The sequence below is a fragment of the Schlesneria sphaerica genome (assembly GCF_044336245.1).
Taxonomy (GTDB): Bacteria; Planctomycetota; Planctomycetia; order Planctomycetales; family Planctomycetaceae; genus Schlesneria; species Schlesneria sphaerica.
On sequence record NZ_CP172346.1, the window covers coordinates 1163279 to 1185553 of the forward strand.

At 55.7% G+C, this 22275-nt stretch carries 15 protein-coding genes; 3 read left to right on the forward strand and 12 right to left on the reverse strand.

Features of this window, described 5'->3' with window-relative positions; translation table 11 throughout:
* Window positions 1–469: 469 nt before the first annotated feature.
* From ACGY09_RS04375 to ACGY09_RS04400, 6 genes are all read right to left on the reverse strand, one after another.
* Window positions 470–961: an anti-sigma factor family protein gene (locus ACGY09_RS04375; protein WP_397570600.1), complete on the reverse strand. Its 492-nt coding sequence runs from the start codon at window positions 959–961 to the stop codon at window positions 470–472.
* On the reverse strand, window positions 961–1737 hold the full coding sequence (locus ACGY09_RS04380; RefSeq protein ID WP_397570601.1) for an RNA polymerase sigma factor: 777 nt from the start codon (window positions 1735–1737) through the stop codon (window positions 961–963). The genes ACGY09_RS04375 and ACGY09_RS04380 overlap by 1 nt, the downstream gene beginning before the upstream one ends.
* 84 nt (window positions 1738–1821) lie before the next feature.
* The gene (locus tag ACGY09_RS04385; protein ID WP_397570602.1) at window positions 1822–4920 is read right to left on the reverse strand and encodes a DUF1549 domain-containing protein; all 3099 of its coding nucleotides are present in this window, start codon (window positions 4918–4920) and stop codon (window positions 1822–1824) included.
* A gap of 500 nt (window positions 4921–5420) precedes the next feature.
* A complete protein-coding gene (locus ACGY09_RS04390) occupies window positions 5421–6431 on the reverse strand; it encodes an NAD(P)-dependent alcohol dehydrogenase (RefSeq protein ID WP_397570603.1) in 1011 nt (336 codons plus the stop codon).
* 156 nt (window positions 6432–6587) lie between these two features.
* Window positions 6588–7544, reverse strand: coding sequence for an anion permease (locus tag ACGY09_RS04395; RefSeq protein WP_397570604.1), 957 nt, complete (start codon window positions 7542–7544; stop codon window positions 6588–6590).
* 10 nt (window positions 7545–7554) lie between these two features.
* Complete coding sequence (locus ACGY09_RS04400; RefSeq protein ID WP_397570605.1) at window positions 7555–8469, reverse strand: sulfurtransferase; 915 nt, start codon at window positions 8467–8469, stop codon at window positions 7555–7557.
* Between the two features lie 474 nt (window positions 8470–8943).
* Here ACGY09_RS04400 and ACGY09_RS04405 point away from each other — a divergent pair, with 474 nt between their 5' ends.
* A complete protein-coding gene (locus tag ACGY09_RS04405; RefSeq protein ID WP_397570606.1) occupies window positions 8944–10341 on the forward strand; it encodes an RNB domain-containing ribonuclease in 1398 nt (465 codons plus the stop codon).
* Window positions 10342–10598: 257 nt separating this feature from the next.
* Window positions 10599–12152, forward strand: coding sequence for a sialate O-acetylesterase (locus ACGY09_RS04410; protein WP_397570607.1), 1554 nt, complete (start codon window positions 10599–10601; stop codon window positions 12150–12152).
* Between the two features lie 139 nt (window positions 12153–12291).
* Here the strand turns inward: ACGY09_RS04410 and ACGY09_RS04415 are convergent, their stop codons facing one another.
* The 6 genes from ACGY09_RS04415 to ACGY09_RS04440 all read right to left on the reverse strand — a co-directional run bounded on the left by ACGY09_RS04415 (window position 12292) and on the right by ACGY09_RS04440 (window position 20782).
* Window positions 12292–13287 carry a Gfo/Idh/MocA family protein gene (locus ACGY09_RS04415; RefSeq protein WP_373651397.1) on the reverse strand — a complete coding sequence of 332 codons (996 nt, stop codon included), beginning with the start codon at window positions 13285–13287 and terminating at the stop codon, window positions 12292–12294.
* A gap of 230 nt (window positions 13288–13517) precedes the next feature.
* Window positions 13518–14018 carry a VOC family protein gene (locus ACGY09_RS04420; RefSeq protein WP_373651396.1) on the reverse strand — a complete coding sequence of 167 codons (501 nt, stop codon included), beginning with the start codon at window positions 14016–14018 and terminating at the stop codon, window positions 13518–13520.
* Between the two features lie 545 nt (window positions 14019–14563).
* Window positions 14564–15004: a type II secretion system protein GspG gene (locus tag ACGY09_RS04425; protein ID WP_373651395.1), complete on the reverse strand. Its 441-nt coding sequence runs from the start codon at window positions 15002–15004 to the stop codon at window positions 14564–14566.
* 361 nt (window positions 15005–15365) lie between these two features.
* A complete protein-coding gene (locus ACGY09_RS04430) occupies window positions 15366–18107 on the reverse strand; it encodes a M16 family metallopeptidase (protein WP_373651394.1) in 2742 nt (913 codons plus the stop codon).
* A gap of 364 nt (window positions 18108–18471) precedes the next feature.
* Entirely contained in the window at window positions 18472–20283 is a 1812-nt protein-coding gene (locus ACGY09_RS04435) for a c-type cytochrome (protein ID WP_397570608.1), read from the reverse strand.
* Between the two features lie 235 nt (window positions 20284–20518).
* A complete protein-coding gene (locus tag ACGY09_RS04440; protein WP_373651392.1) occupies window positions 20519–20782 on the reverse strand; it encodes a CDGSH iron-sulfur domain-containing protein in 264 nt (87 codons plus the stop codon).
* A 109-nt stretch (window positions 20783–20891) separates the two neighbouring features.
* On the opposite strand from ACGY09_RS04440, the gene ACGY09_RS04445 reads away from it, so the two are divergent.
* Window positions 20892–22133: an MFS transporter gene (locus ACGY09_RS04445; protein WP_397570609.1), complete on the forward strand. Its 1242-nt coding sequence runs from the start codon at window positions 20892–20894 to the stop codon at window positions 22131–22133.
* The last annotated feature ends 142 nt before the right edge of the window (window positions 22134–22275 follow it).

A 22275-nucleotide genomic window follows, 5' to 3' on the forward strand; every position in this document is an offset into this window, starting at 1 on the left:
CGTGCTCCTCTACCGCGTTCTCAGTGGAATGGAGGACTTCGCTGGCGAGCAATGCTCACGAAGATGAACGAGTTGTTAATTGGGGTTGTGAGGTTCCCCTTGAGGTGCATCGCAAGTTCACCTCTCCTGACAGCGCGGTACAGCAGGGTTGGAATGTTTGGGCGCGCTCCAGGCGAGTCGGTTGATTTCTGTCGACAACAGTCGCCCAGCGACACCGCGTTTGAAAGAATTCAAACGGCGGAACGACGAGGTTCAAAGTTGGCTGCCCCGTTGAGCGGCGGAGGAACAGGTCCTCTCATTAGGCAGCGAAAACCCTGAGTCACGGAGACAGGCACGGGTATTGACGCTGTCGTGCGAAGGAGAAAGAGCGGGGTCATTCAGAGGCGGGAACCGGTGGGACATCAGTTCCCGCACCGGTAGAAACGAAGTGATCGCGGCCCGTTTTCGACGCCCGCGATCGAGGAGGTGTTCACCAGGACTCTTTTTCGTAGTTGACAGGCGTGACCTGATGCGTTTTCTGGATGGAAATCGTCCCTTCAGGATCTCGCAACATGTCAAATTCTGGATCGAGAAATCGATCAGGCATCGAATACTCGGCGACGTCTTCGCCGAAGAAGACCTGATGAATCGAAGGAATCGATACAGCGACCATCAGGATCACGGCCAGACTCATTACGGTCGCCGGGACCCAACCATTGAAACGATCCCGTCGACGCGATCCTTCCCAGTCAGAGATTTTTGTGACCAGTCCCGGCCACAGACTGGCAGATCGGGATTCGGGAGCACGTGCCTGAGATGAACACGCCTGCAGCACGTCCATACTCGCCTGCAAACTCTTCAAGTGCCGGTCGCAATCCCGACATTGCGTTAAATGACTGGCGACATCGGCATTACTCGCCGCATCAGGCAGGTCCTGACCTACCCAAAGGGAAAGCAGTTCTTTTGCACGCCGACAATCCATTATTCCTTACCCTTTCGTCGTTTCTGCCCCCCGGATTTCGGAGGGGGATCGAATGCACCTGGCAATTCTTTACCGTCAAATTTGTCTTGTTTTTCCGAGCGATTCACCGTCTGAATGCCGCCCTCCACTGGTGGGCGAAGTCCTTCAGCAGCGTTCGCATCTCCACCCTGCCCGTCCCGTCGTTTGACCCACAAGTCGTGAAACAGTGCGCGGGCCTCAGCCAACCTCCAGCGGACAGTCGCTTCCTTACGTTCCAGTATCGTTGCAATTTCCGAAGTGGAAAAGTTTTGCAATTCTCGCAGCATCAGAACGATCCGGTAGTTTTCCGGAATCTGATCCAGGATCGCAGCGACTTCCTGTTCGAGATCCAGCTGCTGCCGCGGATCAGCAACGGCAGGATCGGGATCTCGTTCCGTCCCTCGCTCGGAAAACAGCAACCACCACCCGCGCCGCTTTCGCCGGCGGAGGTAATCTAATGTCTGATTCACACCGATTCGAAACAACCACGGACCGAAGCGCCGAGCGGGGTCGAACTGAGCCAATCGCTGATAGGCCTTCAGGAAGGATTCCTGAGCCAGGTCTTCTGCCAGTTCCTGACTTTTGACAAATTGCAAAATGACCCGAATCAGCCTTCTTTCGTAGCGAGTAACCAGTTCACCGAATGCGGACTGACTCCCACGGCGCGCCTCTTCCACCAGCCGCGACTCTTGAGTCGCACTGGCGGCGTCTTCCAGTCCGGAAAGACTGTTGTCCGGTTGCGTCATTGTGTTTCGCAATCAGTCATCCTCCGCTGTGACTACGAACTTGTGACGCAGAGTGTTGGAGAATGATCGAAAAAAGTGACCTGATTTTGATCGGCGTTAATCGATAAAAACAAACTCGTTGAGATTCATGAGGACGCGACAGAGACTGTCCAATCCGTGCGATTCCGTATAGGTGACCAGTTCGTCGAGTTCCGTTGGAGTTGGCGAACGGGAAAGTGCCAGTCGAAACGCCGTCCGGACCTGCCCTGTCAGGTCGTGCTGCTCGCTGGCCACGCGTTGTGCCATATACTTTTCCATCGTCAGCATCAGGCGGTTGTTCCACATGGCAAGTGCCTGAAGGGCGGTGACGGTTTCGTTCCGTTTGTCGACACTCATCGATGGATCGGCGCAATCCAGTGTCGTCATGAAGGGTTGGGGCTGGGAACGAACCAGAAAACGGTAAACCGAACGCCGATGAATCCTGGGATCTTCTGCATCATGAAGCTGATATTCATAGTGAGGCGAATGTTCGGGCTTTTCGACGACAAAGTCCTGAAAGGCAGGTCCCCCCAGATGAGGATTCAGCTTGCCCGAAATGTGCAATACCGCGTCTCGAACCGATTCCGCCTCCAGTCGGCGCCGGTTCATTCGCCAGAGGTAGATGTTGCTGGCATCCACCGCCGCAGGGTTCACCGGTTCCGTAGCGCCGGGGTGCGTAGCAGAGGTCGGCTGAGAGTCCCCTTGATCAAGTCCACTGCTCTGTCGATACGTGGCGCTACACAGGATGAGCCGATGCAATCGCTTGAAACTCTGTCCCCCATCCCGAAATTCGACAGCCAGCCAGTCAAGAAGTTCCGGGTGAGAAGGAAGCTGGCCCATGCGTCCGAAATCATTGGGAGAATCGACGATTCCCCGTCCAAAATGATAGAGCCAAAGGCGATTGACGATTGATCTCCAGGTGAGCGGATTTTCATTCGCTGTAATCCACCGGGCGAACGCCACCCGCCGCTGACCTTCGGAATGATCTTCGGGCAGGACCAATTCTCCCGGTTGATCCTGACGAAGCGGGACGACTCCGGGTACGACTTCTTTCAGGGGTTTACGAACATCACCACGGGCCAGCACGTGGATCGGGCGTGGCTTCCCGCCTGACGGTCCGGTCCCCGTAAACGTCCCGCTTCCCGAATAGACCATCCCCGAATACACCTGATGCGGTGCGGGCAGCGTGGCAAGCTGGGAGGTTGTCTCAGCCACTTCCTGTTGAACGTCCGAGAGTCGCTTCCGCATCAACGAATCAATCTTACTCTTCAGCAATTCTTCCCTGAGTTGAGAGAGTTCTGCCAGAGAACTCTCGTGCGACGGCTCGACACCCACAAAATAGCCATCGACCAGATTGGATTTTTGCCAGCGAGGAGGTGCTTCAATGGAATCGAGTGCCCGCACCGGTTTGCCTTGAGCGAGATTGGCTCCCGTCCCGTCGAAGACACTCAATTCCGCCAGCGCAAAGATGAAGTCATTCTGACGTTCTGCAAGCCGTGTCGCCGTCACCCGGACGAATCGCCCCTGCACTTCGGGGAAGGTCACTCGCAGCGGTGTGACGCCTGGATTCTTCAGGTCATCCTGTGTGTGGTCTCGAACACAGATGACAGACCCGGAAAAAGATTCGTCATCACTGACTTCAATTTTCAGTCGCAGCGGGAAGCCGAATCCCGCACCGATGTTATTGAAGTCATCGTGACAGCCAACGATTCGTACCTCATTGATCGATTCGGATTGCCCGAGATCAACCTGAACCCATTTGGATTGATCCGCAGTCGATTCAATCTGACTGTGATAGCCGAACTGAGCCGCGAGGGGATGTATTGCTGGTTGGCTCGCCGTCGCAATCTGTGCATTAAGCTGCTCCAGTTCATCTCCGCCAAGTTCCTTCACATTCGCTTCCAGCTGACGGAGCTGAGTTCTCGCAGCAATTTGGCGAGCCTGAAGTTCAGTTCGTTTTCCGGCGACATGGGGATCAATGTCGTACGCCCGGTCGGCTCGATCGAGGGCCGCGAAAATCGCCTGCAGGCGATAATAGTCTTCCTGCACGACAGGGTCGAATTTGTGGTTATGACAGCGGGCACACTGCACTGTCAGGCTGAGAAATGTATTGCACGCGTTCGAGACCATATCATCGCGATCGAGCATTCGCGCGATCATGCCGTCGGTTTTGCTTTCCGGGACTTCGGCGTGGCCGATAAAGTCCCACGGTCCGGCGGCGATGAAACCGGTGGCTGTCACAGCATCGGCATCAAACGGGGCCAGGATATCGCCAGCCAGCTGCTCTTGAATGAACTGGGCATACGGCTTATCCGTATTGAATGCACGAATGACGTAGTCGCGATAAGGCCATGCATTGGGTCGGGGTTTGTCTTTGTCGTAGCCATGGGTATCACCGTAGTGCACGACATCCAGCCAGTGCCGAGCCCAGCGTTCGCCGTAGTGCGGAGAAGCCAGCAACCGGTCCACCAGATTTTCGTAGGCGTTCGGATCCGTGTCGGCAACGAATGCATCCACTTCGTCGGGATCAGGAGGCAACCCAGTCAAATCAAAATAAAGGCGTCGCGCCAGTGTACGGCGATCTGCTTCAGGGGAAAGCTGCAGCCCTTTCTGCTGCAGCCGGGCGACGATGAACGCATCAATCGGCGAACTGAAACGGGTCTGCTGGCCCGCGGACGGAATCCCGGGTCGGACGAGCGGCTTCAGCGACCACCAGTCGTACTTGTCAGCCAGTTTTGCCTTGTCCACGCCGTCCGGCCAGGCTGCTCCCTGATCGATCCAGCGTTGGATCAGTTCAATTTCCGCCGGAGAAAGCGGGTCACCTTCCGGAGGCATCCGGTCGGCCTCCGTGCTGCGGATTCGCTCGAGCAACTGGCTGCGGGAACTCTCACCTGGAAGGATGACCGTTCCGGAATCCCCTCCTGCCAGCGCAGTCGATTTCACATCCAGGCGAAGACCGCTCTTAGAGGACTTTTCGCCGTGACAATCAACACATCGTGAAGCAAGGATTGGTTGGATATCGCGAACGAAATCGACTTGTTCGGACTCTGCATCTGCGCCAAATAGTAATGCACCACGAAGCGTGAAGATGAGGATTCCGACGACCAATGCAGGGCGGGCCAAACGAAAGTCGGCAGGCAAACGACAGCGGTTCCGGGTATGCCTGGGTCGGTTCATTCGAGTGTTCTCGCAGTGCCGCAGGCCCGGTTCATGAGCCTTCGATCAATTGACAGTCCAACTAATGAGAGAGACTCAATTCTATCGAAAACAAGGGAATGCGCAAATCCTCACCACGCCGTCAGCCGGCGATTCGCCACTTACGGTTCAGGGTAAAACTGGAGTCTGAATGGAATACAGGCGGGGGGACTTCGATCCAGGCTGTCCACGATGCAACTGTCATCAAATGGGTTCACCCCAATCGGATGAGCAGATCAACGAAGCCCGAAGCCGTCGCCGATTCCCCGTGAGATCCTTCGCCAGATGCGGTTATACGAGCGCGGTACAACCGGGAAACGATATCTCGAACGTCTATGCAAGTTCCGAAGCTTTAGAGCCTTCGTGTGAGCGTTTACCCGATGCACCCTGTCGGAATTCGCAGGCCCAAAATACGATTCCGTCGATGCAACGCTGCGAAGGAACACTGTGAAGGAACTCGACCTTGATCAAAAAGCGATTCATCAGAAATCGGCGTCCAGCACGATGCGATAGCGCGCCTTACCTGCTTTCAGTCTGTCGAACGCTTCATTGATCTGGGCCATCGGGAAATGTTCCGTCTGCGGAGTGATACTATGGCGAGCCGCAAACTCGAGCATATTTTCGATCGCCCCTGGCGAACCTGTAGGGGAGCCAGAAACCTGCTGCTGTCCGAAGATCAACCGGATGGCCGAGACAGGAACCGGTTGCTGGATGGCGCCCACGAAATGCATCCGGCCATTCGGGCCCAACGTTCCGATAAGGCTGTCCCAGTCCAGAGGAACGTTGGTCGTGATGATCAGCAGATCGAGCGTTCCGGCCAATTTCTGGATGCCAGCGGCGTCGCGACTGGAGACCACCTGGTGGGCACCGAATCCGCGGGCCTCGTCGAACTTGCTTTCATTGGATGTGAAAGCCGTCACGTGGCAACCATACGCCTTGGCAAACTTCAGTCCCAGATGCCCCAGCCCGCCAATGCCAACCACGCCGACACGAGAAGTAGGCTTGGCATACATCGCCAAGGGATTGAAGACAGTGATACCACCACAGAGTAAGGGGCCCGCTTCTTTTGAATCGAGCCCTTCCGGCAAGGGAATTGCCCAAGACCAGTGCGACCGGACTCGACTCGCAAAACCGCCATAGTGGCCGATGATCGTTGGCTGAGCTTGTGCACAAAGATGATGTGAACCCGACTTGCATGATCGGCAGTGCTGACAGCTTCCGGCATTCCAGCCGATGCCAACGTGCTGCCCCACTTTCAGTCCTTTGGCCGCCGAACCGACTTCAACGACACGACCGATGACTTCGTGCCCCAGGATCGCCGGATATCGCGACATCCCCCATTCATCATTCAATACGGAGAGGTCAGAATGACAGATTCCACAGTTTTCGACTTGAACTTCAACCTCTTCGGCCCCGAGTGAGCCGATATCGATCTGTTCGCGAACGAACTTCTGCCCTGCTGACTTACCGACCCATGCATTGATGACTGACATTGCATTCTTCCTGTCCGGTGAAATTGAAGTGGCCACGGAACGCAATTCTATTGCGAGAAGAAAGCAGAAAAAAGGACATAGATTTAAAGCTGCATAACAACATACCGACACGCCGCTGCCGAAAGACAAACAAAAGCACGTCTGCCCACCGCTCGCCTAGACGCGAGAGATCATCAAGTAAGCAATAGCCGCGAGGAGGGCTCCGCAGGGGACCGTGCTGACCCAGGCGACAAGGATTTCCACCACCTTGCGCCAGTGGGCCTGTCGAGTCACGACACCGATCCCCAGCAACGACCCAACACTGACATGCGTCGTACTCACCGGCAAGCTGTGGAAACTTGCTGTCGTGACCAGGCCTGCAGTGACCAGCGAGGCAGCGAAGCCCTGACCGGGATTCATAGCCGTCACCTTTTTCCCCAACGTTTCCGCCACCTTGTCCGCGTCGAGCAACCCTCCCAGCGCAATCATGACTGCGACCGCTAGATAGCCCCAGCGCATGTCCAGATGAGGAACGGTCAAAAGCAGTGCGGCCATTTTGGGCGTATCGTTGAGTCCTCGCGCAAAGCTGGCTGCACCGGCGCTGAGATAATGCAGGACGTCCAGGGTTCGCGTCCGATGATCGGGCGCGAGACGGAGGCATTTTAAAATGAGATACGAAACTCCCCCCAGCGATGCTGCGACAGCAGGACTGAAAAAAAGTGGAAACAAAAAGTTCTTTCCGAGGGCCTCGAAATGGACTTCCGTGCCGTTTCCCGCCAGTCCCGCTCCCATGAGTGCTCCGACCAGTGCATGCGTCGTGGAGACGGGGAAACCCAGTCGCGTCGCGAAGAAGCTGGTGAGTGCCGCTCCGATAGCGACGGCGGCAAGAAACTCGGGCGACTCGATTAACGTGTCCGGAACGATGCCCCGGCCGCTGAATTTTTTGAGCAAGCCTTCCGCAATAAAGGCGGCTGCGATGGACCCGGCAAATGTCGTTGCCGTTCCCCACCACAGCGCGGTGCGTAAGGTCGTTGTACCGCTACCGTACAACGACGCAACGCCCTTGAAATTGGCATTCGCCCCGTTTGTAAAAGCGACGAAACCAACGGCCAGTACAAGAATCAGAATAAGCACGACAGGAACCTCAACGAACCGGATTGGGTTTAGTCTCGGCTTCCAAGTGCTTCAGCGAGGAATACTCCTTCCACGATCCCTCATAAAGCCGGACACGGGGGTACTTCGCAACGTGCTTCAGATAGAACCGCAACAGACTTCCCTCACGCGAGGTTCCACAATAGACAATGACGTCCTTGTCAGGGGTGACTCCTGCAGCTTCGAGGTTCGATTTCACCTTCTCGAACGGCAGAAATTGATGAGTGTTGTCGGAATCCATCAGACGAGCCCAGTGGAAACTGACGGCACCGGGAATATGTCCTTTTCGCAACCACACGTCGTCATCGCCGAGGTACTCGTTGGGTGGTCGTGCGTCGACGAGAATCGTTCCAGGCTGATTGTTCAATCGCAAGATTTCCTCAACAGTCACGCCAATTTCGGGGGCTCCCTTCTCAGGAAGAATACCTGACGGGTTGCCGAAATATTCCTGCGTGACTGGCAGTTTCGCCTGCTGCCAGGCGGGAAGACCGCCGTCCACAATCCGAATGTCTTTCACACCAAATTTCTCGAGGACGTACGCGACCATGCTTGCGCTCAGAATTTCATCGTTTGGCAGCTTGTCCCCGGTCGCGTAAATCAGATGAGTACGATCACGATTAACCCCTGCCCTGACGAGCAATGCCTTCGTGAGATCATCCGGCAGATACTGGACCGGAACTCCCTTGTCAGTGCCCCGCAGCGTGTCAAAGTTCAAATGGTGAGCTGTCGGGAGATGACCGCGAAAGTAGTCCTTATACCCCCCTCGCGTATCGATCACGAGCGGCCTCTTCGAGGCTTCGGTCGACTCAATCAACCTCAATGCTTCCTGAGGCGAGATGATTCCGATTTCGGCGTTGGCCAGTGTGGAAGTCAGCAGGACGGCCAACAGACTCAGAGCAATTTTCATAAGCGTCATCACTGTGAAAGGAAGCCAATTTTCACGAAACCTGTCCAGCACGGTGCACTGACGGGTGACCGGATTCCCCCTCTTCGGTAGTGACAATGAAAGTGCCACCTGCATGACTGAGGATCTCATCGCACACGAAGCGGAACCGACATCGCCGATGGCCTTGAGTGCCGACGTGGGGCTGGGAAGGGGACTATAACAAGGTGAAGCAAGTTGACGCCAATCTACACGGGTCAGGCTCGCCGACCGGGTGATCACCTGTTCCACTTGTCCACGCGGAGGTTGTCGCAAGTCGCACGCGTATTCTGCGGTATGTCAGTATGGTAATGTTTCACCGCCAATTCTCGAATCAGAACAAGACTCGCTATTAGCGCAAAGTGCTTATTGGAAATCCTTATGCCCCATGTTGATGCTCGACCGCATCGCTTCCGCCTCAGACAGATTGCATATCGGATAATGCATGAAAGAGGGTTGGTGCCCGAATTTCCTCCGCGCGTCCTCGACGAAGTGAAATCGATACCGGGGCCCGCCGGGGTCGAGACCGAGTCGACTCGCGATCTGCGTCATCTCACCTGGTGTTCGATCGACAACGACGACTCGCGCGACCTCGACCAACTGACGTTTGCGAAACAAACTCCTGAGGGTGGAGTTCAGGTACTGGTCGCTATTGCCAACGTCGATGCGCTCGTCAAAGCAGGATCTCCACTTGACGAGCACGCCCAGGCGAATACGACATCTGTCTATGCCGTCGGTCATATATTCCCCATGTTGCCCGAGCGGCTATCGACCGACTTGACGTCACTCAACCTGCACGAAGACCGGCAGGCTATTGTGGTCGAGATGGATTTTGATTCCGATGGCCGACTGTGCAACTCGGACATCTATCGGGCCACGGTTCGAAATCACGCGAAGCTCGCGTATGACAGCGTTGCCGCATGGCTGGACGGAAGCGGGCCACTTCCCGTTCCCGTCCAGGCTGTCCCCGGGCTTGATGAGAACATTCGACTTCAGGACCAGATGGCACAGCAACTGAAGGCCGTCCGGCAGGCGTACGGGGCTCTCGACCTCGAAACGATCCAGACGCGGCCCGTATTCGAGGGAGATACGTTAAAAGATCTGGTGCTCGATCGCCGCAATCGTGCGAAGGATCTCATCTCTAACTTCATGATCGCTGCCAATGGTGTCGTGGCCCGATTCCTGAAGGCACACCAGTTTCCGTCCCTTCGTCGAGTTGTCAGCAAGCCGAAGCGATGGAACAGGATTGTCGATCTTGCCGCGGAGGCAGGTCATCTCCTCCCCCGGGATCCCAGTTCCACAGCGCTGGAAGATTTCCTCGTCTGGGCGCAAGCCACTGATCCGACCACATTTCCCGACTTATCACTCAGTGTAATTAAGCTCCTGGGACCGGGTGAGTATGCTGCCCAACTCGTCGATGGCCACATTCCCGGTCACTTCGGACTGGCGGTCGGTGACTACGCGCACTCGACCGCTCCGAATCGACGATACCCGGATGTGATCACGCAGCGACTGTTGAAGGCGGCACTCGATCAGCGTCCGGTTCCCTATAGCGATGAAGAACTGAAACAATTGGCCGAACGCTGTACCGAGGCAGAAGACGCAGCCAAAAAGGTTGAACGACAAGTCCGTAAATCCGCAGCGGCACTCCTGCTGGAATCACGGATTGGCTCTGTCTTTGACGCGATCGTCACTGGCGCAAATCAGAAGGAAACCTGGGTCAGAATCCTGCACCCTCCGATCGAGGGCCGACTGATCACAGGTCAGGAAGGAATGGATGTCGGTCGCAGACTGCGAGTCCAACTGGTTCGGACCGATGTCGAACTTGGATTCATCGATTTTAAAAGACAACGATGAAGGAATGAGAGCAGCGAATGCTCCCACCAGGCCGGCCACGTCAACCAGGGTCATTGACGTGGTCGATGAGAAGCAGTCTTGTCCGATTGAGCAATCGTCAGTGCGAATCGACCGCATAAAATCGCCTGCGACTGCGAATTTCATTTTCAAATTTCTCAGGATCGATGACTGAAAAAGTCCACACGGTTGCGTTACCATTCGTCGATCCTGATGCAACAGGCATCGAATCATCCACCGAAACCTGAAGAGTACTGAGTATGAAGAACGAGCGATCGCGTCTGATGGTGGCCATTGTGGCCTTACTGATGAGTTCCTCAGTCAGTTGGGCGGACGTCCAGCTTCCGGAAATTATCAGTAACAACATGGTGTTGCAGAAGGATATCCCTCTGCCGATCTGGGGTTGGGCTGCTGCGAACGAAGAAGTGACCGTGACCTTGGGCGACGCCAGTCAGTCGACCAAAGCAGACGCCTCGGGGAAATGGAAGGTGGTGCTGCCTGCGATCAAGACAGCCGGCGGTCCTTTCGAAATGACCGTCAAAGGCAAGAATGAGATCAAGGTCACCAACATCCTGATCGGTGAAGTCTGGGCCGGATCGGGCCAGTCCAACATGCAATGGCCTGTCAGTGCGTCGCTCAATGGCGTCCAGGAAATCGCCAATGCGAAGTTTCCCAAGATCCGCCTGTTCATCGTTCCGCTTGTTCCTGCTGGAACACCTTCTGAGCATGTGAACGCTCGCTGGGTCGAATGTTCTCCCGAAACCGTCGCTGGCTCGTCCGCAGTGCTCTACTTCTTCGGTCGCGAGATTCATCAGAAGCTCGACGTACCTGTCGGTCTTATTACGACCGCCTGGGGTGGGACGCGAATTCAGCCATGGATTCCTCCTGTCGGATACACCGCGATCCCTGAGCTGGCCGCTGAGAAAAACGACATGGTGAACATGGTCAATGCCTACGCCGACCAGCTCGCTAACTTCTCCAACTCAATCAAGGCCTATACCAAGCAGATTTCTGAAGCCAAGCCCGGTGAGGCGGTTCCACCAGTCCAACAAGGCCCTCCAGGACATCCCCTGAACAGCAACTACCAGTACACCGGTCTCTACAACGGAATGATCCACGCTCTCGCTCCCTTCGGGATTCGTGGATTCCTCTGGTACCAAGGTGAATCCAACAATGGCCAGGGAATGCAGTACTATCACTTGAAGCGAGCCTTGATCGAAGGCTGGCGCTCGGTCTGGAATCAGGAGGGTAACCGCGATTTCCCGTTCCTGTTCGCACAGCTTGCCCCGTTTAAATACGACGGCGATCCAACCCGTCTGGCCGGAATCTGGGAAGCTCAAACGGCAACTTTGGCCGTAAAGAACACTGGCATGGCGGTTCTGACCGACATCACAACTCTGAACGACATTCATCCGCCCAACAAGCAGGAAGTCGGCCGGAGACTGTCGCTGTGGGCTCTTGCCAACACCTATGGTCAGCAGAACCTTGAGTTCTCGGGACCACTCTACAAGTCGGTGAAGATTGACGGCAACAAAGCGATCGTGACCTTCGCGCACGCAGCAGGTTTGAAGTCCCAGGACGGGAAAGAACTTTCCTGGTGGTCGATCGCTGGCGACGACAAGAAGTTTGTCAAAGCAACTGCGAAGATCGAAGGTGAAACGGTCGTGGTGAGCGCTGATGGAGTGACCACACCAGTCGCGGTTCGATTTGGCTGGCACCAACTTGCGGAACCCAATCTGGCCAACGGAGCCGGTCTCCCCGCCTCTCCATTCCGCACGGATACATGGATCGATGCACAGAACTGGAATCCCTGATCGGATTTCGATCTGATCGACCGCCAAGTGGCGGTGTTTCAGCAGCCTGATTCAGCATCACCGCATGAACCTTCAAAAGTTCATGCGGTGTTTTTTTAAGTGTTCAAACCTTTTCCTGTCGCCAACGTGCCACCTGAAGTCACCCCCGAGAAAGTCCCGCGGCTTCCAGATTGTGCATCCAGCGCTGCACCTGCAGCCCGTCCTCAAAAGTGGCTCCTGCAGGAACGGCTTCTCTGCCGCCGGCAACCCGACAGAAACAGCGCAGTTCTTCTGCCATCATCCCCGTCGGACCTGTGGTATCAGTTCGGATCTCCAGAGCCATCGGCCAGTGTGCCCGATCGTCCCAGACTTCAATGGGACGGGGATTGGGGGAAATCCGCGCCACCCAGCCGCTGCCAAAGACTTCCAATCGATCAAACCCTCGCGGCGCCATACCACCGGGGGTGAGATACGATGCGACCATGGATGCCAGAGTGCCACTCGGCCACTGCAATTGAGCCAATGCCAGATCAATGGCACCTTCGGGAGTTCGGTGAAACTGGCACGTAAACCGTGACGGCTCCTCGGAATTCATCAGTACCTGAGCCGAGTACAAGTCATGGATCATGGCTGCGACCAGAGGGTTCTCGCCCGGAAAATCTTTCACGATCGAGGCGGGCCGATGACGGACGCTATCAATATAGGCCGGCTTCCCCCGCTGATGGACTTCATCACGCAGCTGCCGAAATTCGCTGTTGAAGAGCAGAATGTGCCCCAGCATTAAATTGGCAGAATTGGGCTTAACGTAAGGAATCAGGCTTTCCGCCTCTGACAGATCTGATGAAATCGGCTTTTCCAGCAGAACAGTTCGCCCCGCTTGTAAAAGTCGCTTCGTGACTGAAACATGTTCGCTCGTGGAACACGCGACAACCCACGCCTCCGCCCCCGATTCGGCGATGGCGCGATCCAGATCAAGCCATCCTGGTACCTGGGGCAACTCGCCGCGAAGCTGATCGAGACGCTCCTGCCGACGGGCCACGACAGCGACCAGTTCTGCTTCGGCTAATCCGGACAGCGTCAGTGCGTGGAGTCGACCAAAACGACCAAGCCCCACGACACCCACTTTAACGCGTGTAAAATCACTACCAACTGCCATGCCGTGAACTCCTGGACCGGTGACACAAGGTGCGGCCTCAGAATACCATAAACGGCTGAGCCACATATTCACGTGTCGATCGCAGGATGCAGTGAATTGTCCGTGATTCCAACGATGCCCCTTTGATTAATACCAGCAGGCATGCAGGACTGGAAAGAGCACGAGCGGAAAGCCTGCGGCAGCAAGTCAAAATCCGCTCGGCCCTCTCTCAGATATCCCGGCGAGATACATCAGGTCGAAGCGGGCGCCTGAGGTGCCTGTGCGAAGGCCTCGAACATTCCGGCACGAACTTGTTCCGGGGTGAGATCCTGCTGATGCGTTGCCAGTGACCATTTGTGCCCGAATGGATCGACGATCACACCATAACGGTCGCCCCAGAACATGTTCTCTGGGTGCATGAGGACTGTTGCCCCCGCTTTTTCCGCTTGGGCAATCGCCACGTCACAGTCGGGAACGTAGCGATGCAGCGTGACGGGAGTTCCTTTCAGTGACAGAGGGGATTCTGACTTCCCATTACAGTATTCCGGGAAGTCATCCGCCAGGAATACGACGCTTCCGCCGATTTCCAGTTCTGCGTGCATCAGGCGACCATCCGGAGAGGACATGCGGCTGAGTTCTTTCGCGTCGAACGCTTTCTTGTAGAACTCGATTGCCTCGGCAGCGCCGGCACACACGATGTGCGGAATCAGACTTGCACGACCTTTTGGGATTGGCTGGACACTACTGCTCATGTTCTTTTCCTCGACTGAAATGAAAGACGTTTCCAGGTTCAACCGGGATCGTTGAGACGCATCGGATCGCGGCCAGATTGAAGGCGAGCCAAGCGAAATTCCCCGCTTCCAGTCATCCCTCAGGCCATCGATCTCATCGTCCCGCACAGTGGAGGACTGGGTAACGTCCGTCCCGAGTGCATGGGATCCCTGCTCATTTAGTCGAAGAAAAACGTCAGAATCGACGGACGATTCAGAAATATTTTCTGCTTCGTCAAGCGATGCTTTTACCGTCGATCGCGCCCCTTGCTTGGGCAGACGATAACGATAGCGGGTGCTCATGACAGCGAACTCACAGGGATGCGACTGCGACAAACGCGACTTGCACCAGAGCAGTTCGCGTTTGGGACGCTCTCACAGGAAGTCAAACGCAATGAAAAAAGCCCATGTGCAGATGATCCGGATTCCTCCGGAATAACCTGCACATGGGCTTGTCTGCTGTTCGTCAAATTCGGGTCGGGCAACGAATCCTGCACGGATAGTGTGTCCAACCGCAAATCGTCAGACTATTCGGACCAGTTATTGATGTCGTCGCCCGAGCCGTCTTCGTTTTGCTTGTTCGGTCCCGACGACCAGATTGCGGGTTTGTCCACCGAGGACTTGCTGTTCGGGTACTGGTAATTGAGAGCTTGATTCCAGGCATCACGGGGGATTTTTTCAGCGAATGGGGCGAGCGGCTTACCATCCGCGCTCTGACCAGGAGAAAGCATTGCATTGACGTCAGGTGGGAAATCTCCGTCGTGGGCAATGGCATATTGCTTTGCGATCTGCTCAAACCCGGAAATGTTCACTTTTGTCTGCCGAATCATCGCGACCTTCTGCTGACCGATCAGGTTCGGGATGACCATGGCTGCGATGACACCGAGGATCGCCAGCACGAGCAGCACTTCCGTCAGCGTGAATCCGGCGCGAAGAGACGAATTATGAATGTGTGAGCGTCGTTTCATAGTAACTTTTATCCGAAAATCAGGTGCGTCCCAATCCGATGGTTGCAGACGACAGTATGGGGAAACTGCCCGGCCGCACGAACATTCGCCCGTACGCCTCATCCGTTGAGTGTGTCTCTTGCTGCGTAATCATGCAATGCGAAGGGGCGCTCGTTCAGATCGATTTCAGGTACCCTGCCCTGCCTCCAGAACGAGAGCAACGTTTCTCTGTCCATGCATGAGTTCGGCACAACCGGGTGCCTGCCCAACTCGGCGGCACCCGGCCTACGCGACTCGATCCGAATCGCTCCCCCCACCGTTTTAGTGACCAGATTCGATTGAACCTGAGCACAAGATTATTCCGGCGGTGGAGAACAAGCTGTTACTTGGCGTTCTTCTTCGCCGCCTCCCAGTCCCCTGCAACCACCGTGAGAATCGACTTCGGATCGATATGCTTCTTTAGTGTCTCAAGGACTGTTTCTGGTGTCAGTTCGCTGATGCGCGACTCAAGAGTCTTGTAGTACTCCATGGTTCGGTCGGCAAGGAGAGTCGACTCGAGAATCTGAGCCAGTCTGGCGTCCTCTGTCCGCATCACTTCCTGACTCTGAAGGAAACCACGCCGGGCATCATCCAGTTCTTTCTGAGTAACCCCTTCTTTCAGAAGTCGCTCCAGTTCTTCGTGAATCCCCGACACGATCTTTTCAAGATTCGCAGGATTATAGATCGCGTACATCGTGATGGTCGCTCGCGTATCGAGAGAGCTCGCCGCAAGCGACGATCCCACGCCATAGGAGAGACCTTCCTTCTGCCGAATCCGATCACCCAACCGAGAAGACAAAGCACCTGCACCGAAGACGTAGTTGCCAATCAGCAGGGCGGGATAGTCCGGGTTGTCATCTCGCAGGGGCAGCACTCCTCCCGCGAAGTAAAAGGCGTTCGCCTTATCGGGAGTCAGGATCTTGATGACCTCGGCCTTGACTTCGACATCGCTGGTGCGAGCGATTCGCTCATAAGGTTGCTTCGCCTTCCACCCCTTCAGCATCCCCGTCAAAGCTTTCATGGTTTCTTCTTCATCGAAGTCACCAACCACAACCAATTGCCCGGCATGCGAACCGAGGAAATCGGAGTACAGCTTCTTGACGGCGGGGATATCGACTTCGTCTGTCAGAGCGATTTCTTCTTCGCCTGTCGGATAGTAGCGCACATCGCCGACGGGGTACGGATTCAGGGCACGTCTCACTCCCTTCAGTGCCAGGTCCTGTGGATTGGTCAGTCCCTGTTCAAGATCGGCCCGATGCCCTTGCTTGAGGATATCGAGTTCAGCGGCGGGAAAGACCGGTTCTCGCAGAACTTGTCGCAGCAGTTCAATCACCGCAGGAAGATTATTGCGTTTGGTTTGAATCACAAACGTCGCATCGCCTGCCGAGCCGGAAGAGCCAAGTGAGGCCAGATTCTTATCCAGCTGATCCTGCAACTGTTGCCGTGTCAGTTGCTTCGTTCCCTTTGTCATCATCGACGGCAGGAACTCGGCGACTTTCCCCAGCCCGAACAGCGACCGTTCATCGCCATATCGAAGGTTCAACCGCAGGAAGACGGTATTACCGCGTGTCTTCTTGGGGAGAAGTGCGACCTTGATTCCATCGATCGAAGTCCGTTTCGTACGAGCCTCGATCTTGGCGGGATCCACATCAAACGCTTCTCCGGCAGACGTATCAGACCGCCCCTGGTAATCACCAATCATCTCTGCCAGATTTGGCGAAGACGGAATCACGGTCCGCTCGGCCTCTTTCGTCGGGTAGTAGATCCCAACAGTTCGGTTGTTGGGCTGGAGGTAGGCGCGGGCAACAGTGTTGACATCCTTTACCGTAACCTGTTCCAGACGGTCGCGGTAGATGAAGTAAAGTCTCCAGTCCCCTTGTGCAGCCCACTCGCTCAGGTGAATGGCCAACTGCTGAGAGTCTGACGCCTCTTGCTCACGCTGTTTCATCAATCGCTGCTTGGCGCGTTCGACTTCTTCTTCTTTGACCCCTTGATCAATGACCGACTGAAGCGTGTCCAACAGTCCGTCGAGCACCGATTCAGGGGTATTGCCACTGGCCACTTCCGCCATAAATCGCAAGACACCGGGATCGTGTAGAGCGTACGCGGCGCCGGAGACACTGGCTGCTTTCTTCTGTTCGACAAGGGCTTTGTACAGCCGACCCGACGGAGTCATCGTCAGGACCGATTCCAGAACATCGATCGCAGCGAAATCGGGATGTCCACCTGACGGGATGTGATAGACAGCTCCCACGACGCTGACGTCACCCACGCGACGAAGCGTGACCGTCCGCTCGCCATCCTGGGGTGGCTCTTCCGTGTACGTCTGATCGAGTTTCCGTTCAGGCTTCGGAATGGCCCCGAAGTATTTCCCCACGTATTCCAGCGCCTGAGCCTCTTCGAACCTTCCCGCGATGATCAAGATCGCGTTATCTGGCTGATAGTATTTCTGATAGAACGCGCGAAGATTTTCGACGGGAACACGCTCAATGTCTGCACGATTACCGATCGTCGCCTGACCGTAGTTATGCCAGTTGAACGCGGCACTCATGATCCGCTGACCCAGAATGCTGTGGGGGTTATTTTCTCCCCGCTCAAACTCATTCCGGACGACCGTCATTTCCGAGGTCAGATCTTCGCCCTTGACATGACTGTTGATCATTCGATCCGCTTCGAGGCGAATCGCGAACTCGAGGTTGTCATCGTTGGCAGGAAGAGTTTCGTAATAGTTCGTGCGATCAAGCCACGTTGTACCGTTGAACTGGGCTCCGCGAGCCTGGAGCGCCTTGGGGACACTCGGATGATCCGGAGTTCCCTTGAACAGCATATGTTCCAGCAGATGTGCCATTCCTGCCTCGCCATATCCTTCATGGCGAGATCCCACAAAAACGGTGAGATTGACAGTGACTGTCGGCTTCGATGGGTCGGGAAATAAAAGGACTTTCAGACCGTTCTCAAGTCGGTATTCACTGATGCCTTCAATCGTGGTGATCTTCATAACTTTGGACGCTTCTGCTCCGTGAAGTGTGAAACAAAGCAATGTGGGCAGTACAGCCAGCATTCCTGCAACAAGACGCTTTAACATCGATACGTTCTCCTCCTGATACCGCTTCACAGATGACTCGATGATGACTCTGGCTCATCCACCCGCACTCGTTCGGCAAAGCCGAATTCTCTACTCCATTAATCAATACGGATTATCCATATGGAGTTACCCAGTGCGAATTTCAAGGTCACGGTCGATTGACCCGAACTTCGCGAGGGAAGAGATGTGAAGGGGTGAGAGGCTTAATCCGCCTTGCAACTCTCAGAACAAGAACTGTTGCCAGCTTGATCAAAATCGCCGCAAAATTTCGACGGCTCTGGCGAAGCAGAGTTGTCCAATCATGACGACCAGCGAACAACTCCGTCAAGCCGGGGGGCGAAATCACAGCCAGATAAGCCGTTGACTACAGCGTTTTCAAATACTCGACCAACGCGGTGACTTCCTCGTCATTGAGTGCTTCACCGACGACATCCTCAGGTCGATGGTACTGTTTCAGGACCTGTTCGAGTGATCTCGCCTTTCCGGTATGCAAGAAGCGCCGGCGAGCTGATACCCCGCGCAGTGACGGCGGGTTGTAGAGCTTATTCGCATCCTTGGGGTCGATAACCGCACCGTCAAAGGTCTCATGTGTCGTAAAGTTGTTTCCCGAATGGCACTGTACGCAGCCCGCCCGGCCTTCAAACAGCTGGCGTCCCAAGGTGATGGCAGGTGAATCGTGATTGGCCCGGGGATTTTCCGGGTGACTCACACTGCTGAGGTATGCAGCCAGCCCTGCCACGTCTTCGTCAGCAATTTCCCGCTCGGTACTCATGCTTTCAATCAGGGAACGGCGCATCGCGTCTTTCAGATCTGTCTGCCAGCCGTGCCAGGTCCAAGGCCCAGTCTCTGCCACCCCCCGTAACGTGGGGATCAGCTTGGGGGTGCCATAGGTTCGATCGTTTCGCGTATCGAACACCTGCCCCGAAGTGTGACCATCTGTATGGCAAGTATGACAGCTGAACCAGGAGTGCATCGACCAGTTGGCGTCGTAGAACGCGATCTCACCCCGGCGGACGAGACTGATCTCCGCAGGCGCCCCCAGCGAGATATTCTCAACCTGGTCCGCCTCGAGATCCACCACCTGCAGGGAATCGCCAAGGTGATTCGCAACGATGACACGTCGCTGGTCCAGGAATTGAACGTCGACAGGGCGACCTCCGAGCGGAATCCGTCGATAGCGAGAGGGATCTTTTCGCAAGACTTCAGGCAGGAAATCGCCCGGATCACCTGAGGGCCAGGGGATGGAGGGATACTCCAGTACGAGTAACTCATGAGTTCCACCGCACGTCACTGCGATGTACTTTCCATCAGGACTCAGCGCGACGGCGTTTGCATCTCCCACAGCCTTGCCGCGAATATCCAGGCCAAGTTGCTTCTGATCACCTGGTTCTCCGTCCGGTAGTGGTAGTTTCGTCAGGCGGTTGTCAATCACCCAGCCGATGTCAATCATCCCTGCCGTCACCGAAAACGCACGGTTGATGGCACTCGGCAACAGCACGAGTTGCGAGTCCGCCGTGATCACAGGTTTGCCGGGGTTAAAGCCGCCATCGAAAATCTTGCGAGCACTGATCTGGTTCAGCGTCGCGGTATCGTGCACGAACGCCTCGCAGGGAACGGAACAGAACGTAACGAGCCACCGCCCGTCCGGAGAAACCGCGAGTGTCCGGGGAATTCCGCCAACGTCAATTCGTGAAACCGGTCGGTCCTGGGCCACCTCTTCGTGGCGTGAGTCAGCCGAAATCAAGGCTTCTACCTGAATCGCCGCAACTTGATCTTCACCACCTAAGGCCACAAATACGCGGCTACGGTCAGGCAGCATGGCTAAACCAGACGGTTCGTCCCCCACGGCAAACTTCTTGAAAAGACTGATCGCTGAACCGTCCCGCTTCACGACCGCCACCGCATCGTCATGTAACAGGCTGACGAGTGCGAACGAATCACTTACCCAGACCACATCGAAGGGATGGCGACCGACTGGAAGCTCGCTGAGCACACGCTGCCCGGTCACGTCAACCAGAGTCACTGTCCCTGATGACTGGTTTGCGGTCATCAAGACGGTGCCATCGGGAGAGATCGCCAGAGCCAGTGGGCTGCGGTGGGCCTCTTCCGCCCGGCACTCGTTCAATGAGACGGCCAGGATGACGGCAAGCAATTTCAACAGGCTTTTCCAGTTCATGAATTGTCTCGTTGATAAGCAGTTTCAAAACCGGTCGTGCAAGCACGGCAATCTTCGAACATCGCGGCCCAGTTGGCAAGAACACTCAATGCGTGAGATGTCCCCATTTCGTCAAATTGCGCACGACAAGAACAGGAGTTCACGTCCCGAGCCGAATGTTGGAGTTCGACGCACTTTTGCGGGGTGGCCTGACAGCAGGACTCGTCCTACGATCATGGGAACGAGACGGAAACGACTATTGTGCTTCGGGCGCCGGCGCGAGTTCTGCCGCCTGAAAACCGGTGGTTCGATGCGTGCCGTCACAAAAGGGGCGTCGCCGGGAGGAACCGCACCGGCACAAAGCGATATTCTCCGAACCCGAGACATCGAATGGTTGTCCCTTGTGGTCAACCAGAGTGACTGGGCCGGTGATCACTAAGGGCCCGTTTTCTCTGGTTCGAATTCGAGTTTCCGTCACGAATTGCCTCCTGAGCTCTGCGTTAGGATTAATTGTGCTCATTTGACAGCGATTGGCTGCCCCACGAATCTTATCCACCAGCAGCAGACAGAAAAATACTCATGACACCGCAGGTGCTATTCTGAAAGACGAGTCTCCCACTGGGTCGGTATTGCAGACGCCGATCACCATCAATCCGACTGACGCCACAATCCCCGAACGAGAGCAGTCCGCGCCGACGACAGCACTTGCGATTCTGATCAGTCTCAGTCTGTCGCACATGTTGAACGATGTGATGCAGTCGCTGATTCCTGCCGTCTACCCACTGCTGAAAGAGACTTACTCGTTGAGCTTCTTTCAGATCGGGATGATCACGTTCACGTTTCAGTTGACCGCCTCAATCCTTCAACCTCTCGTCGGCCTCTACACGGACCGTCATCCCGCCCCCTACTCGCTTGCCTTCGGGATGGGATTCACTTTGCTCGGGTTAAACTTGCTGGCGATCGCGAACAGCTTTGCCACGATTCTGCTTGCTGCCGGAATGGTTGGACTGGGATCCTCGATCTTCCACCCGGAAGCGTCTCGAATTGCGAGGTTGGCTTCGGGAGGACGATATGGGTTCGCACAGGCTCTCTTTCAACTCGGCGGTAACTTCGGGTCCTCGCTCGGACCACTCTTGGCCGCGTTTATCGTCGTTCCGAAAGGGCAGTTCAGTATTTCGTGGTTCTCGATTGGTGCCCTCACGGCAATGGCCCTGTTGACAAACATCGGCAAGTGGTACGGGGTCCGGCTGGCAGAACACAGGGCCAACCCCAAGAAGAACGCTCACAATACCGAATCTCAGTTATCGCGAGGCCGTGTGATCAGCGCTCTCGTCATTCTGATGCTGCTCTTGTTCTCGAAGTACTTCTATCTCGTGAGCCTCAGCAACTATTACACCTTCTATCTGATGTATAAGTTTGACATCCCCGTCGCGACAGCACAGATCTACCTCTTTGTCTTTCTTGGATCGGTTGCCGCCGGAACGATTGGTGGAGGCCCCATCGGCGATCGGCTCGGTTTCCGAACGGTCATTTGGTTTTCAATCCTGGGAATTTTTCCGTTCACCCTCCTGCTTCCGTACGCGAATCTGTTCTGGACCGTGTTGCTGACGATCCCCATTGGATTGATCATGGCCTCCGCCTTCACGGCCATGATGGTTTACGCCCAGGAGTTGGTTCCCGGACGAGTGGGGATGATCGCGGGTCTGTTCTTCGGCTTCGCTTTTGGCATGGCGGGGTTGGGTGCGGCGGTCCTGGGCTGGCTCGCAGACCAGATCGGCATCGAATCTGTTTACCATATCTGTTCCTACCTCCCCTTGTTCGGCCTGCTGGCGGTGTTCCTTCCGAATACCGAGCGCAAAGCGGCTAAGTAAACCCGGCTCTCAGACTTCCGGAAGTCAGCAATCGGCCCGAGGATCGGCCTGCCAGCGCGATCCTCGGGCCCTTCTGATGAGACGCAGGTGTCTGCTTACGAAGAGAGTCCGGCTAGTCGCGACCGGAGGCGTCTTCCACCCC